The organism is Bacillus sp. FSL K6-1012 (assembly GCF_037964915.1).
In the GTDB taxonomy this organism is placed as follows: domain Bacteria; phylum Bacillota; class Bacilli; order Bacillales; family Bacillaceae; genus Bacillus; species Bacillus halotolerans.
On record NZ_CP150175.1, the window covers coordinates 616,204 to 630,665 of the forward strand.

Here is a 14,462-nt window from a genome sequence, read left to right on the forward strand (position 1 = left end):
TTTTTCAGATAAATTGTTACGCTTTCATCCACATCATGTAGTCTTGTAAGGAACAATGAGTTCTGTAGTTAATCCCCTTACTTTACAATTTGCACAAAACCTTTAATTAAATACTTTTCATAGCCCTGATACTCATCTAACATCACTTTTTCAGTAGAAGAATTCTTGTAATTTTATATTTTTGTCGCGGCAGCTGAGGAGCTGTCTTTTTTTGTAAACCTGTATGGGAGGTCATGCAATACACTACGTGCTCGTTCATAAATTAGTACTTATTTACTTAAATGAAATTCATCTTGATTGAAGCTTGTCCTGTGCAATCTTTTATGGAGAGTATCTTCTTTTTAATGAATGAACAGGTGAATTTTCTGGGCATAAATCCAATTTTTCCGGAAGTTTCGGTAAAAAACAAAACTTTTAGCGTGGTTATTTTACTTTATAATGTAAGCGGTTTCCTATGTAGTATACTTATACTATCGTACATCATTTGAGTGAAACACAGGAAGGATAGAAAAACAGATGAGATACATGAATACTAGACAAAAAGACATTTTGTATCTGTTGTTATCTGAACCTGATGACTATTTAGTCGTGCAAGATTTCGCCGACAGGGTAAAGTGTTCTGAAAAAACGATCAGGAACGATCTGAAAACGATCGAAGGTTATCTGCATGAACATTCTCCTGCTCAGCTCATTCGCAAACCAGGATTAGGTGTCTATTTAAATATAGAAGAACATGAAAGGGCCCGGTTAACTCAACAATTAGGTACTGAACATTTTGGCTCAAAGCACCAGTCCGATGAAGAAAGAATTCTGCAAATCGCTTATCAATTATTAATGAACCCAAAACATGTTTCAGCAAAAGAAATTGCCGCTCAGCATTTTTTGAATAAGTCTTCCATCAAAAGGGATTTACATGAAATTGAAGAGTGGCTGAAGCGATTTGATCTCAAATTGGTGTCAAAGCAGCGGCTCGGTTTAAAGATTGAGGGAAATGAAAGAAATAAAAGAAAAGCCTTAGCCAGAATTTCTGATTTGATTGATAACCCTGAGTTTACAAGTCAATTTATCAAAAGCAAGTTCTTAAGTCATGAAGTGAAATGTGTGTCGAATGAATTCAAAACATTGCAAAAGCACCATTCTATCTATTTCACAGATGAAACGTTCGAGAATCTATTATTGCATACATTGCTGATGATACGCCGAATCAAAATGAAGCAGCCCATCTCGATTTCGCCAACAGAAATGGCAGCAGTAGAAAAGAAGATAGAATATCAATGGGCAATGACATGTTTAAAACGGCTGGAAGCGGTTTTTGCCATCCGCTTCCCTAGAGAAGAAGCCGTGTATTTAACGCTCCATATACTCGGCGGAAAAGTTCGTTTTCGATCTCGGGGAGAAGAAAAAAAGGTTCTGGAAAATCCCTTACTTCCCATGGTTGTGCGGTATTTAATCGATCGTGTGTCAGAGCTGAAAATGCTTGATTTTCATAATGATCAGGATTTGGTCAATGGATTGAACATCCATCTTAACACAGTGCTAAACCGGCTGAATTACGATCTTTCTGTATCAAATCCAATGCTAAATGACATAAAAAAAATGTACCCCTATCTGTTTCATATGATCATTGACGTTCTGGAAGACATCAATCAAACGTTTGCTCTTTCTATTCCTGAGGAAGAGGCCGCTTATCTGACATTGCATTTTCAAGCTGCGGTCGAACGTTTGCACCACAGCAGCGAGAAGCGTAAAAAGGCAATCATCGTCTGCCACATGGGCATTGGAATGTCACAATTGCTGCGGACAAAAATTGAACGGAAATTTCATCAAATCGCTGTGAAGGCCTGTATTGCAAAAGCTGATTTAGCAGATTACACAACAAAGCATGGGGACATAGATCTTGTCATTTCCACGATAGCGCTGGAACATGTGCCGATTCCTCATATTGTTGTATCACCGCTGTTGGAGCCTTCTGATGAGAAGAAACTAAGTGTATTTATGGATCAGGTTGACGAATCCCAACGCCAAACACAAAAAACGTTTAAGATGCTGAACAATACGACTCCTTTCTTAGTTTTTTTGCAGCAAGAGTCAGTTCATCGCTACAAGCTGATTGAACAGATGGCAATGGTCTTATACGAGAAAGGCTATGTGGAAAAGGAGTATGCCATTCATGCTGTGATGAGAGAAAAAATGTCGGCGACAAACATTGGGGCTGGCATTGCGATTCCTCATGCAAACTCTAAATTGATTAAACAATCAGCCATTGCGATTGCCACATTAAAAGAGCCGCTTGATTGGGGTGCTGAAAAAGTGTCGCTCGTCTTTATGCTGGCTGTCAAACACGAGGATCAAAACATGACAAAGCAATTGTTCCATGAACTGTCATATCTTAGTGAGCAGCCGGCATTTATTCATAAGCTGACGAAAGAAACAAATGTTATGACATTTTTATCTTATTTGGATTATTAAAAGCGGGGCTTCGATGCCCTGCTTTTTTTGTATATGGAAAAATGCTAGTTTTTCCGGAATTAACGGTAAAAAACAGCGCTTTTACCAGCATGATTTTGATATACAGTTGTTACAGGCCTTATGAATCATACTTTAAAGGAGGACTCGTATGAAACTGTTAGCGATTACATCATGTCCGAATGGAATTGCCCATACATATATGGCGGCGGAAAATCTTCAAAAAGCTGCCGACAGATTAGGCGTTCAAATGAAAGTCGAGACCCAAGGCGGAATCGGGGTGGAAAATGAGCTGACCGAAGAGGAGATTCGTGAAGCAGACGCGATCATTATCGCTGCAGACCGCTCGGTAAACAAAGACCGATTTATAGGAAAAAAGCTGTTGTCTGTCGGGGTTCAGGATGGTATCCGCAAACCGGAAGAATTGATTCAAAAAGCACTTAGCGGCGATGTGCCGGTCTACCGTTCAGCTTCAAAATCGGAAGCCGGCAATCAACAGGAGAAAAAACAAAATCCGATTTACCGTCATTTAATGAACGGTGTTTCTTTTATGGTTCCATTCATCGTCGTCGGCGGATTATTGATAGCGGTTGCATTAACGCTTGGAGGTGAGAAAACACCGAAAGGCTTAGTCATTCCGGATGAATCTTTTTGGAAAACGATTGAACAGATCGGAAGTGCCTCATTCTCATTCATGATCCCGATTTTGGCCGGATATATCGCGTACAGCATCGCTGATAAGCCCGGGCTTGTACCAGGAATGATCGGCGGATATATTGCAGCGACGGGAAGCTTTTACGGCAGTGCAAGCGGCGCCGGTTTTCTCGGCGGCATCATCGCCGGTTTTTTGGCGGGGTATGCTGCCCTTTGGATCAAAAAATTAAAGGTTCCAAAAGCGATTCAGCCGATTATGCCGATTATTATTATTCCAGTGTTCGCTTCACTAATTGTAGGTTTGGCGTTTGTGTTTTTGATCGGTGCACCTGTAGCCCAAATTTTCGAATCTTTAACGGTATGGCTGGCGGGTATGAAAGGTTCGAGCTCCATCCTGCTGGCATTGATTTTAGGCGCAATGATTTCATTTGATATGGGAGGCCCCGTAAACAAGGTGGCATTCCTGTTCGGATCGGCCATGATCGGAGAAGGAAACTATGAAATTATGGGACCGATTGCCGTCGCCATTTGTATACCGCCGATCGGCCTGGGGATTGCCACGTTTTTTGGAAAAAGGAAATTTCAGGAGTCGGAAAGAGAAATGGGAAAAGCATCATTTACCATGGGACTCTTCGGCATCACTGAAGGAGCCATTCCATTCGCGGCACAAGATCCGCTTCGCGTCATTCCGGGGATTATGGCAGGTTCTATGATTGGTTCTGTGATCGCTATGATCGGCAATGTCGGAGACAGAGTAGCGCACGGCGGGCCTATAGTGGCAGTACTAGGCGCCGTTGATCATGTATTGATGTTTTTTATTGCAGTGATTGCCGGATCTCTTACCACCGCTCTTTTAGTTAATGTACTAAAAAAAGATATTCCGGTTTCTTCACCCGCCGGGCTGAGTGAAGCTGCAGCATCGAATGACGCTCCCAAACAGCACAATGAAGCGGAAAACAGACAGAAGACGGATATTAACAAGCTGACAGACATTATGAGTATAGATCTTATTGAACCAACATTATCAGGCGAAACCAGAGATGACATTATCGATGAAATGATTCAAAAATTGTCCCGCGCAGGTATGCTGCATTCAGAGAGCGGTTTTAAAGAAGCGATCATGAATCGCGAACAAGAGGGGACAACGGCGATTGGCATGAATATCGCGATCCCGCACGGGAAGTCTGATGCCGTCAAGAAGCCGAGTGTAGCGTTTGGAATCAAACGATCAGGCATTGACTGGAACAGTCTTGATGGATCAGAAGCAAAGTTAATCTTTATGATCGCTGTACCGAAAGATAGCGGAGGGAACCAGCATCTGAAACTGCTGCAAATGCTATCTCGAAAACTGATGGATGACAGCTATAGGGAAAGGCTGCTCTCTGTGCAGACAAAAGAAGAAGCATACAAACTCCTGGATGAAATCATATAAAGCGGGGGGATTTTCATGATGACTGAACCGTTATTTTTCAAGCCTGTTTTCAAAGAAAAGATTTGGGGCGGCACCGCTTTGGCTGCTTTCGGCTATGACATTCCGTCAGAACGGACGGCGGAATGCTGGGCTTTTGCAGCACATCAAAATGGGCAAAGTATTGTTCAAGACGGGATATACAAGGGGCTCACGCTCAGCGAATTATGGGAACATTACCGGCATTTATTCGGACATCTGAAGGGGGACCGCTTCCCTCTTCTCACGAAAATTTTGGATGCCAATCAAGACTTATCCGTTCAGGTGCATCCGAAAGATGAGTATGCAAAAACGCGTGAAAAAGGAGAGCTCGGAAAAACAGAATGCTGGTATATCATAGACTGCCAAGAAGATGCAGAAATCGTTTATGGCCACAACGCAAAAACAAAGGGAGAACTCATCTCGATGATAGAAGGTGGAAAATGGGACAAGCTCCTGCGCCGCGTAAAGGTAAAACCGGGGGATTTCTTCTATGTGCCAAGCGGCACCGTTCATGCGATTGGGAAAGGAATTCTCATTTTAGAGACGCAGCAGAATTCGGATACAACCTACAGATTGTATGATTATGGCCGGAAAGATACAGAAGGCAATTTGCGTGAGCTCCATTTGGAAAAAAGCATAGAAGTGATAGACGTACCATTTGCGCCAGAGCAGCAAACGGTTCAATATAAACAAACAGATGATTTGCACATAGCCGTATTGATTGAGTGCCCTTATTTTTCAGTGGAGAAGTGGGAGTTAACAGGATCAGCAAATTTAAAACAGCAAAAATCATTCCTTCTTGTCAGCGTCCTCGAAGGAGAAGGCCGGATAATCTCCGGCGAGCGTACATATGACTTTAAAAAAGGAGATCATATGTTGCTGCCTTACGGGTTTGGGGAATTCAAACTCACAGGGGATGCGGAGTGTATCGTATCTCATCTGTAAAATAAAACTTTATACCAGTTTATTTTTTAAGATTGATATAAAGAACGAACCAAAGTGATCTCATTTTGAGCTAATTGAATGTTTCAATATAAAAAGATACCAGCTGGTATCTTTTTTCATATTCACTCACTATGACACCCCTTCGATGTTTCTTTTATCTTATCTGCAATTGGGAGTATGCTGTCCAGCAGATTAACTGTAGACAACAATCACGTTGCTAAAGACAACCTATAAAAGCTGCTTCAATTTTATATAGATAAAAAGAGAAGAAATCGAAATGTGTTTCTGAATGATTTGTTTGTAAAAAAACAAGCTATCCTATTATAAACGCAGTTTTTTTTATTTCGTGGGCAAAATCATCTTTGAGCTGTCACGTTCGCTATCTCAAATGTTTCTTTCCCCAAACTGAACATTTGATCTGACAAGTTTTATAGGTAAGAATGTAAAGGATGATCTACATGAAATATGATAAAGTATTTTTTATGTGATAGTTGATGAAAGAATATTTTGATAAGAGGTGTATTTATGAAGTTGGATGAATTTGCGATTGGACAAGTATTTCATACAAAGTCTTTTAGGGTAACAAAAGAAAATGTAATGAGGTTTGCGGAAGAATTTGACCCTCAATATATGCATGTAGACGAGGAAAAAGCGAATAAAGGCAGATTTAATGGAATCATCGCTTCTGGCATACAAACGTTAGCCATTTCATTTAAGCTCTGGATTGAAGAGGGGTTCTATGGCGACGATATTATTGCTGGAACAGAGATGAATCATATTAAATTCATAAAACCCGTGTATCCAGATGATGAATTGCATACAGTTGTTGAGGTAGTGGATAAAAAACCAAAGAAAAGTGGAACGGGAATACTTACTGTATTGTTATTTACTTATAATCATAAAGAAGAAAAAGTATTCGAAGGTGAGTTATCAGTATTGATTAAGCAATAAATAATGTAACATTAAAGGTTTGTGATCACCAATTGATCAAACGATGAGAGTATAATTAAGATATGCTTTTTGGACTTACAATGTTAAGAGCTCATCTTAGAAAAAAACATACCAAATACGATTGGTATGTTTTTTTATTCATTCATGTAATGACATGAAGCAGGGTACCGATACCGTGCATCAAGACAGAAAGGAAATTAGAACTTTTTCATCTCCTTTAACATCTTTATTTTGCTTCCTTTTATGTAGGTGAAACATACCCCGCTGACAGTAACCATTCCGCCTAGCAGTGAAATAAGTGAAGGCATTTCGCCTATCCACACCCAGGAAATCACCAACGTCAAAGCCGGTGTTACATAAAGTGAAATCGTTGCTTCAGAAGCACCGACGATTGAAGTTACATATGCAAGCGCAAAGTATGGGATGACCGTCGGGAATAAACCTAAGTAAACGATAGACAATGTGGAGTTCATTGAGGCGTTTACAAACTCCCCCCATAAGCCTGGAAGAAAAACAAGCATTGGTAAGGATGCACCCCAAATCGTGAACGTTACAAATGGAATAAAACCATACTTTTTTATATAACGGGCTTGAAAAACAAAATAAATACTCTCTGCAAAAGCTGCCAGCAGAATGAACAGAATCCCTTTCATTGAAAGCGTATGATCTCCTGTCCCTAATGAAATAAATGACACACCCAATAAACTAATGATAGAGCCAATCCATTTAGAAAAACCAAAATGTTCACCAAAAAACAGTCGAGACAACACCGCAGAAAAGATTGGTGCTGTGGTTACGAGTAAGCTTGCAATCCCGGCACTAACTGTTTTTTCGCCGATATTAAGCAAAATGTGATAGAGTGCAAAACCTAAAAACCCTAATAATAAGATGACAGGGATATCTTTCATGTCAGGTAAGCGCATTTTAGTCAGCACAGCAAAAAGCAACAATGCCATAGATCCGATTAACAAACGAAATAAAGCAAGGTGTTCGGGTGTGTAATATTCCAGACCTACACGAATTCCCGGAAAAGCTGATGCCCACAAACCGATCATAAGACTGTAAGATATGATGAGTTGCACAGTTTTCTTTTTCATGATCTTCACTCCTTCTTTACAAAAACCAACCAATTATTTAGTGTGTTTTATACTAATAGAGATTTGATGAAATGGCTTCAACCAGTTACACAATTTTTGACCCAACCACTTTAGTTGAAGGAGACTGCTTTTGATGAGCTTTACAGAAGAAAAAACGGTTAGAAAGCTTCCTAAGTACTTACAAATCATTGATTATATAAAAGAGAAAATAGGAAATGGAGAGTGGCCGATTGGAAGTAAGATTCCAAGCCAGCGAACGCTTGCAAAAGACTTTCATGTAAATCGAAGCACGGTTATCACAGCATTAGAGGAATTGATGGCAGATGGGTTGATTGAAGGCAGAATGGGCAAAGGGACAGTTGTCATCAACAATACTTGGACACTGTTGGCTAAGAATTCTGCACCCAATTGGGAGAAATATGTAACTTCGGGAATCCAGCAGCCAAGCCGAAGAATTGTTCAAGAGATCAATAAATCAGAATCAAATTCTGATCTTATACAGCTAAGCAAAGGAGAACTTTCAAATGAGATTTTTCCTTTGTCTGCTATGAAAGAGATTATGGGCAAGGTATCTCAAAACATAGAGGCGTTCGGATATGAGGAACCAAAAGGATACTTGCCTTTAAGAGAGGCATTGAGTGATTATTTAAAAACAATCGGGATTCATGCTTCACCTTCATCCATTCTTATTGTTTCAGGAGCACTGCAAGCCTTACAGCTTATATCAATGGGGCTTTTGCAAAGAGGTTCAACTGTTTTTCTTGATCAGCCATCTTATCTTTATTCATTACATGTATTTCAATCAGCCGGAATGAATCTGACCGGACTTCCTATGGATAAAGAGGGGCTTTTGCCAAACCATATTCATATGACAAAGGGGGAACGGGGAAGAGCCATATTATATACAAACCCTTGTTTTCAAAATCCGACTGGTATCTTAATGTCAGAAGAGCGGCGGAAAGAAATCCTTGCCGCAAGCGAAAAAACGCAGCTTCCCATTATTGAAGATGACATATATCGTGAGCTGTGGATAGATGACATTCCGCCATATCCTATTAAAACAATAGATAAAAACGGTCATGTGCTATATGTAGGAAGTTTATCGAAAACGCTAAGCCCGGGCTTAAGGATTGGATGGATAGTCGGGCCAGAGCCAGTGATTGAACGTTTATCTGACATTAAAATGCAGACAGATTACGGATCGAGTTCGTTGTCTCAAAGAGTAGCGGCGGAATGGTTTACATCTGGCCAATATCAGCTGCATTTAGAACGGGTGAGACATCAATTAAAGATAAGAAGGCAATTTGTTACGAGCGCTTTAGAAACCAATATGAAGAATGCAGCTGTTTGGACTATTCCTAAAGGGGGATTCTTTATCTGGTTAAAAATATTGCCTTCGATATCTATGAAATTACTTTATAAAAAAGCCTTAACAAAAGGGATTCTTCTCAATCTTGGCAGTATTTATGCTCAGGAAAAAGGCAATTACATTCGCTTGTCATACGCTTATGCATCCCTTGAAGATCTCCAAAAGGGAATTTATGAATTAAGTTTGATCATTAAGGAACTGGCCAGTAAATAAAAATGCATTCAATGTTGATAGATAGGTTCTTAGAAATTATAAGATGAATATGTAGAGTGGTGGGTGTCTCCTCATCTTACTGGCTATTCTAAAAATCTCAGAACTCGTTCATTTATGGTTTCAGACTGTTCCAATGATAAAACATGGCCCGCATTTTTGATGATTTCTGCTTCAATTCCAGGCACTAATAAAGATGCGCGCTGTAAGGCTGAATGCGGATCATAAATGACTTCATGTTCACCTAGTAATAATAGAATCGGGACTTTTACTGATTTTAATTCTTCGTCGGTGAAAACATACGGAAATCCGTCGGCTTTAGGGGTTTGCTGTCTTGCTCCATCCTGCCACATAACTCCTGCATGAAACTGCTTCACAAAAAGTGGATGTAACACATTGCGATCTATCATCATCCACTTTAAGAAACTCTCAACTCCATTTGGTTCTGTGAGACTAAGCGCATATTTATAAAAATCGTGATGAAATGGTAAAAATGTTTCCGCTGGGCTAAGAAGAGTTGCACTTTTTACTCTCTCTGGCGCACGTAAAATAAAATTCATAGTATGAAGTCCGCCAAGTGAGAGTCCGATCATGTGAGGCTTTTCGACCCCTAGATAATCAAACACATCAAGAAGCCAATCGGCGTAACCCGTTCTTGTACCACATAAATCTGCAGGAATACTTTTATTCTTATCACCTATGATATCGATTGCATAAGTTCGGTATTTGCTGCTCCAATCCGCAATGTTGGGATACCACATCGTGGAGCTAAATAGTGCCCCGTGAAGCAATACGAGTGGCGGCGCATTCTCTGGTCCGCTTGCAATCACATGCGTTTGACCGAAACGAGTGGATACATAATATGCTTTGTAGGGAACTGGCCAAAGACCAAGGCTTTCATCATAAGTTTGAAAATAGTGAATGCCATTGTCACTTAATTGGGGAAACATTGGTGAATGGTTTGACATGCAAATTTCCTCCCGTCCTTTTTAAAAGAATGTATTGTTACGTGCAGAAAAGTAAAGTAATTGATTATAACAGAACTATTTACAATATAATACAGTTTTCGTTTTGCATCAAATACTAAATGAAATTGGGGATAAATAATTTGATACAGAAGTCTAAGAATACATATAACAGAAATCAATCGTTTCCGAGAAAGTCGCAGTACTTTAACAAACATGCAACAAATACCTTTAGAAACGTTAAGAACAAACCTTATCAGGCTGAAGTATCATACTGAATCATGGTGAGAGCTCTTTACAGAAGTGTCGTTAAAAGAGGGGAATTCTTTTACGGATAGAATAAAAGAGGGAAAATGATAGGAGGGTACAGTTTGCAGGAGGTAAAAAAAGAACAATATAGTAAAGTCAAAACATTGATACATCATAAAGAAACATGTTGCCCGACATTTGTTTATTCAATATTAGAACAAACAATTCCGGGAGTTGTTTATGCAGATGATCAATCGTTTCTGATAGGAACCAGCTCAGGAATTTATTATGTTGCAGGAGATGAAAGGAATCAAAATGTAAATGAATTTATCGTCAAATTATACAATAAGAGAGCTAAATCCAAAAAAAGATTTACTCTGTTTTCTCCCAATCGCTCATGGGACAGCGTAGTAAAAACTGTACTGCATGATGAATTGAATCAAATGATGCGATATTCGTTTTCTCAACAAATTTCTGCCAAAAAGGCTTTTCAGCTTCCAAAGGGGGTTACATTAAAAAGAATAAATGAGGATATCATTTCAAGCAGCACTGAATTTCAAAAAGCTTATTATGAGGAGTATTGGGGTTCAGTCTCGAATTTTTTAAAAAACGGATTTGGATTTGCTGTTTTGTATGAGAATTATGTTGTCAGTGAGTGCACTTCTATATTTCTAGGCGGCGATCGTGCAGAAATGGATATCTATACTCACGAAGAATATAGAGGGATGGGGTTCGCTTATATTGCTGGGAGTAAGTTTATAAATGATTGTCTCGAAAACGGCGTCAGCCCTTGCTGGGATTGTGATGTCAGCAACAAATCATCTATTCATTTAGCAAAAAAACTAGGATTTAAGATATCAACCAAATACTCCATCTTTTTTAAAAAATCAGGTTAAAAAAGACCCTTCCAAGGAAGGGCCTTTTCTTGAGCACCAAGCTGACGGGGAATATCATGCTTATTCACATGAACTCTTTTCGCCATTTAAAATGAATATGATTCGCCATCATCCGGCACTAGTACATGAGATGACATGCCTTTTTCATGAATAAAGCCTTTTAATTCTTCTCTGGATAATGCCCAATGGTTGACCGCTTCCATATGGCTCACGATTATTTTTGCATGAGGGGCAGCTTGATGCGTTTCATAGATATCTTCTTTCCCCATGACGAGAGAGCCGCCCTCAAAGAATTGATTGTTTCCTCCGTTCACTACAATGATTTCTGGCTGGTGTGTATCGATCTCTTCTTGTATCGCATCATACCAAACTGTATCTCCGGCTACATATAACGTTTTCTCGCTTTGGTGTTTGAACACGACACCGCATACAAGACCGGCAAGTTTTAAAATATCTCCTCTGCCGTGTTCGCCTTTGGTTTTGATTAATTGAATACCATCAAAGTCTGTGTCGGTTGTGAGAATCTCGACATTTTGAAAACCGGCGTTTCTGACTTCTTTCGCATCTTCTTCATTTTGTACAAACATTTTTATGTCTTTTGGCAACATGTCTTTGGCTGCATCATCAAAGTGATCCAAATGCAAATGAGTGACAATGACTGCATCAAGATTGTTGATGATATGATCCGCTGATGTCGGCAAGCTGACTAAAGGATTTTTTTGGTCTTGTCGTGGTGAATTTGGGAATGGAGGATAAGTGCCCTTTTCTGCTAACATTGGATCTATTAAAAACGTTTTGCCTGTATATTCGACAACAAGTGTGGCATTACGAATTTGTTGAATGTACATATTAAAACTCCTTTTCTTTGATATACGTATAGCTTATACTATGACCAATCGCCAAATACATGGATGAAATCAAGTCTTTTTGCCGTTTTACTTGAATGTTGAAAGAACCTATTACACATGAACATCGAACGGGCTAGAGTGCATCCTGATTGAAGAGAATGCGGACAACCAAAATAGTACGCGGGTTTTAAAAAAGTGAATGTATTTTTGGAACTCGGACATAGGTGCCAATTTACTTAGCGCATACGATGTTTTCATTTGTTTTTGAAAGGATAGGATATGATGTTGGATCACACGGATATGCAAATAATAGAAGAGTTATCTAAAAACAGCCGTATTACAATGAAAGAATTAGGGGAGAAAGTTCATTTGACGGGCCAAGCCGCTGCATCCAGGGTTGCCAAATTAGAAGATAACGGAGTGATTGAGGGTTATACCATTAAAGTGAATCAAGACAAATTGGGATATTCTATCCATGCCTTGATTAATATCTATACAAAAAGCACGCATCATCAGCCTTATCTTTCCTTTATCAAAACGCAAGAGACATACGTCATCAATAATTATAAAATCAGCGGGGATGGCTGTTATCTTCTGGAATGCAGATTTCCCTCTAACGAATTGCTGGATGAATTTTTGGTAGGCTTAAATCAGCATGTAAACTATAAATTGTCTATTATTATTAATAACATGCAACAATAAAAATGCATAAAGTAAGAATATATAAATGCTAAAAAAACCAAGGGTGTCAGCCTTTGGTTTTTGTTATAAGGCGGAAGGATAATGAAGTTTGATGAAGACATTTAATCAGACTGTGGCGAATCATCCGTAATTGGAATCCATTCTTATTCCAATTAGTATTAACAAATTACGAATATCATCTGGATCTGTGGGGTTCTTTGGAACAGGGAGGCGCTGCACCAGCTGTTCAACTGAATGGCCGACAATTGATGAAAAGAGGCACACAAAGACGTCCAATCACAGGCGTCTTTTTTAATGCAGCTTTTTAGGACTGGGATTTACATTTTCATGATCGATTTCATCAAATAAATTTCGGTTATTTGAATGGGATGGCTGAACATCTTCTTTGATAAAGTCGGGGTGAATGATCTTTTTTAAATCCCTGACTGTTAAAGGCTTGGCTTCATCAATTAATTCTAAGCCTAATAGGCCGTTTGCTTCTAACGTCGCCTTTTTGACATCCTGTAAAGTAGAAACGCCGTGCAGCCTCAATTGCATTTCCAGCTGATCTAACGTCAGTCTCATTCTCTTTAAATTGTCTACATGTAATTGGCCATCTTCAATGATAATTGTCGCTTTCCCGGTTAACAGATTTTCAATCAAATTAGACTTTAGCTGAATCCATTCCATAAAAAGGAGTGAGAGCGTAAAAATGACAGCTGCAACTAGTGTTTTTAATAGGCTGTTTTCGATGATCGGCTGAACAATGATGGTTCCGATCGAAATCATGACAACCGTTTGTGCCGAGGTCATTTGCGCAATTGATTTTCTTCCTGAAATTCTAAGCAAAATCACCCCAGATATCATGAGGACAAATGCTTCCCAAGTAAAACTCATCCTACCACCTGACCAGTAATGTAAAGGATTATAACGCCGGAGGCTAAGTGCAGAGCGTCTTTGACCATTTGAACGTTAATATATCCGAAAGCCTGGTTGTTCATTCAGCATGATGAATGACTTTGTATGTTGCCAAGCTGCCCGCATGAGAATAAACAGCGATAAAGTTGCCTTACAGCGGTTCGCGTTCCAAGCGGCTTAGAGCAGGTGAAAAGATTTGTCTTACAATTTTGGACAGGTTGTATAAAAATAAAGCAGATATATGGACATTCTTAAGTCTGATCCCGTATATTTCAGGCAGGTAAATACCAATCAGCAGGAGGAATGGGATGAAAGAGGTTACTGAATTACTTTCACTGAATGCAATAGAGAATTTTATAAACCGTCACCAGTTAAGTTTTATCTATATATCAAGACCAAGCTGTACAGTATGCCACGCAGTTTTGCCGCAGCTTAGAGAATTGCTGGAGCAGTTTCCGCATATCAAACTAGGACACGTTAATGCTGACAGTGTGGAGGAGGTTGCCGGCAGATTTTCGGTCTTCACCGTCCCCGTTCTTCTTTTATTTATTGAGGGTACTGAATTTCTGAGAGAAGCGCGTTTCGTGCATTTTGAACAGCTGGAACAGAAATTAAAAAGAGTTTATCAATTATATGAGGAATAAAATGTGCAGCTAAACGAACATGGCTTCAAGTCATGTTCGTTATGTTTTTATGAAGGAAGCAGATGGATATGAAATTCATTGACATAAAATCCAAATGCATGAAATAATATTCATAAGTA

The 14,462-nt window shown here is 39.4% G+C and carries 12 protein-coding genes; 8 read left to right on the forward strand and 4 right to left on the reverse strand.

The features are described from left to right. Positions 1-516 precede the first annotated feature (516 nt). From NSS75_RS03270 to NSS75_RS03285, 4 genes are all read left to right on the forward strand, one after another. The gene (locus tag NSS75_RS03270) at positions 517-2,469 is read left to right on the forward strand and encodes a BglG family transcription antiterminator (RefSeq protein ID WP_198097673.1); all 1,953 of its coding nucleotides are present in this window, start codon (positions 517-519) and stop codon (positions 2,467-2,469) included. 148 nt (positions 2,470-2,617) lie between these two features. Next, a complete protein-coding gene (locus NSS75_RS03275; RefSeq protein WP_268545319.1) occupies positions 2,618-4,552 on the forward strand; it encodes a PTS fructose transporter subunit IIABC in 1,935 nt (644 codons plus the stop codon). A 15-nt stretch (positions 4,553-4,567) separates the two neighbouring features. Next, positions 4,568-5,515 (forward strand): mannose-6-phosphate isomerase, class I, encoded by a 948-nt coding sequence (gene manA / locus NSS75_RS03280; RefSeq protein WP_103671986.1) that lies wholly within the window; start codon positions 4,568-4,570, stop codon positions 5,513-5,515. 525 nt (positions 5,516-6,040) lie between these two features. Next, positions 6,041-6,466, forward strand: a complete 426-nt coding sequence (locus tag NSS75_RS03285; protein WP_024120353.1) for a MaoC family dehydratase — start codon at positions 6,041-6,043, stop codon at positions 6,464-6,466. Between the two features lie 197 nt (positions 6,467-6,663). On the opposite strand, the gene NSS75_RS03290 is transcribed toward NSS75_RS03285, so the two are convergent. Continuing rightward, positions 6,664-7,563, reverse strand: a complete 900-nt coding sequence (locus NSS75_RS03290) for an EamA family transporter (RefSeq protein ID WP_101860714.1) — start codon at positions 7,561-7,563, stop codon at positions 6,664-6,666. 133 nt (positions 7,564-7,696) lie between these two features. Here NSS75_RS03290 and NSS75_RS03295 point away from each other — a divergent pair, with 133 nt between their 5' ends. After that, a complete protein-coding gene (locus NSS75_RS03295; RefSeq protein ID WP_268545320.1) occupies positions 7,697-9,145 on the forward strand; it encodes a PLP-dependent aminotransferase family protein in 1,449 nt (482 codons plus the stop codon). A gap of 83 nt (positions 9,146-9,228) precedes the next feature. On the opposite strand, the gene NSS75_RS03300 is transcribed toward NSS75_RS03295, so the two are convergent. Next, positions 9,229-10,110, reverse strand: coding sequence for an alpha/beta hydrolase (locus tag NSS75_RS03300; protein ID WP_216394953.1), 882 nt, complete (start codon positions 10,108-10,110; stop codon positions 9,229-9,231). A 368-nt stretch (positions 10,111-10,478) separates the two neighbouring features. Between NSS75_RS03300 and NSS75_RS03305 the strand changes: the two genes are divergently transcribed. Then, positions 10,479-11,252: a GNAT family N-acetyltransferase gene (locus NSS75_RS03305; protein WP_213418345.1), complete on the forward strand. Its 774-nt coding sequence runs from the start codon at positions 10,479-10,481 to the stop codon at positions 11,250-11,252. A gap of 86 nt (positions 11,253-11,338) precedes the next feature. On the opposite strand, the gene NSS75_RS03310 is transcribed toward NSS75_RS03305, so the two are convergent. Further along, positions 11,339-12,100, reverse strand: coding sequence for an MBL fold metallo-hydrolase (locus NSS75_RS03310; protein WP_339235918.1), 762 nt, complete (start codon positions 12,098-12,100; stop codon positions 11,339-11,341). A gap of 282 nt (positions 12,101-12,382) precedes the next feature. Between NSS75_RS03310 and NSS75_RS03315 the strand changes: the two genes are divergently transcribed. Further along, entirely contained in the window at positions 12,383-12,802 is a 420-nt protein-coding gene (locus NSS75_RS03315; RefSeq protein ID WP_024120359.1) for an Lrp/AsnC family transcriptional regulator, read from the forward strand. A 291-nt stretch (positions 12,803-13,093) separates the two neighbouring features. Here the strand turns inward: NSS75_RS03315 and NSS75_RS03320 are convergent, their stop codons facing one another. Beyond that, entirely contained in the window at positions 13,094-13,678 is a 585-nt protein-coding gene (locus tag NSS75_RS03320) for a DUF421 domain-containing protein (RefSeq protein ID WP_339235922.1), read from the reverse strand. Positions 13,679-14,007: 329 nt separating this feature from the next. Between NSS75_RS03320 and NSS75_RS03325 the strand changes: the two genes are divergently transcribed. Continuing rightward, positions 14,008-14,343, forward strand: coding sequence for a thioredoxin family protein (locus tag NSS75_RS03325; RefSeq protein ID WP_024120361.1), 336 nt, complete (start codon positions 14,008-14,010; stop codon positions 14,341-14,343). The last annotated feature ends 119 nt before the right edge of the window (positions 14,344-14,462 follow it).

What these genes read in the sequence shown, in the direction of transcription:
- NSS75_RS03290 (WP_101860714.1), bottom strand. Translation starts at nt 7,563, where the DNA reads ATGAAAAAGAAAACTGTGCAACTCATCATATCTTACAGTCTTATGATC.
- manA (WP_103671986.1), top strand. Translation starts at nt 4,568, where the DNA reads ATGATGACTGAACCGTTATTTTTCAAGCCTGTTTTCAAAGAAAAGATT.
- NSS75_RS03300 (WP_216394953.1), bottom strand. Translation starts at nt 10,110, where the DNA reads ATGTCAAACCATTCACCAATGTTTCCCCAATTAAGTGACAATGGCATT.
- NSS75_RS03270 (WP_198097673.1), top strand. Translation starts at nt 517, where the DNA reads ATGAGATACATGAATACTAGACAAAAAGACATTTTGTATCTGTTGTTA.
- NSS75_RS03275 (WP_268545319.1), top strand. Translation starts at nt 2,618, where the DNA reads ATGAAACTGTTAGCGATTACATCATGTCCGAATGGAATTGCCCATACA.
- NSS75_RS03295 (WP_268545320.1), top strand. Translation starts at nt 7,697, where the DNA reads ATGAGCTTTACAGAAGAAAAAACGGTTAGAAAGCTTCCTAAGTACTTA.
- NSS75_RS03315 (WP_024120359.1), top strand. Translation starts at nt 12,383, where the DNA reads ATGTTGGATCACACGGATATGCAAATAATAGAAGAGTTATCTAAAAAC.
- NSS75_RS03320 (WP_339235922.1), bottom strand. Translation starts at nt 13,678, where the DNA reads ATGAGTTTTACTTGGGAAGCATTTGTCCTCATGATATCTGGGGTGATT.
- NSS75_RS03285 (WP_024120353.1), top strand. Translation starts at nt 6,041, where the DNA reads ATGAAGTTGGATGAATTTGCGATTGGACAAGTATTTCATACAAAGTCT.
- NSS75_RS03310 (WP_339235918.1), bottom strand. Translation starts at nt 12,100, where the DNA reads ATGTACATTCAACAAATTCGTAATGCCACACTTGTTGTCGAATATACA.
- NSS75_RS03325 (WP_024120361.1), top strand. Translation starts at nt 14,008, where the DNA reads ATGAAAGAGGTTACTGAATTACTTTCACTGAATGCAATAGAGAATTTT.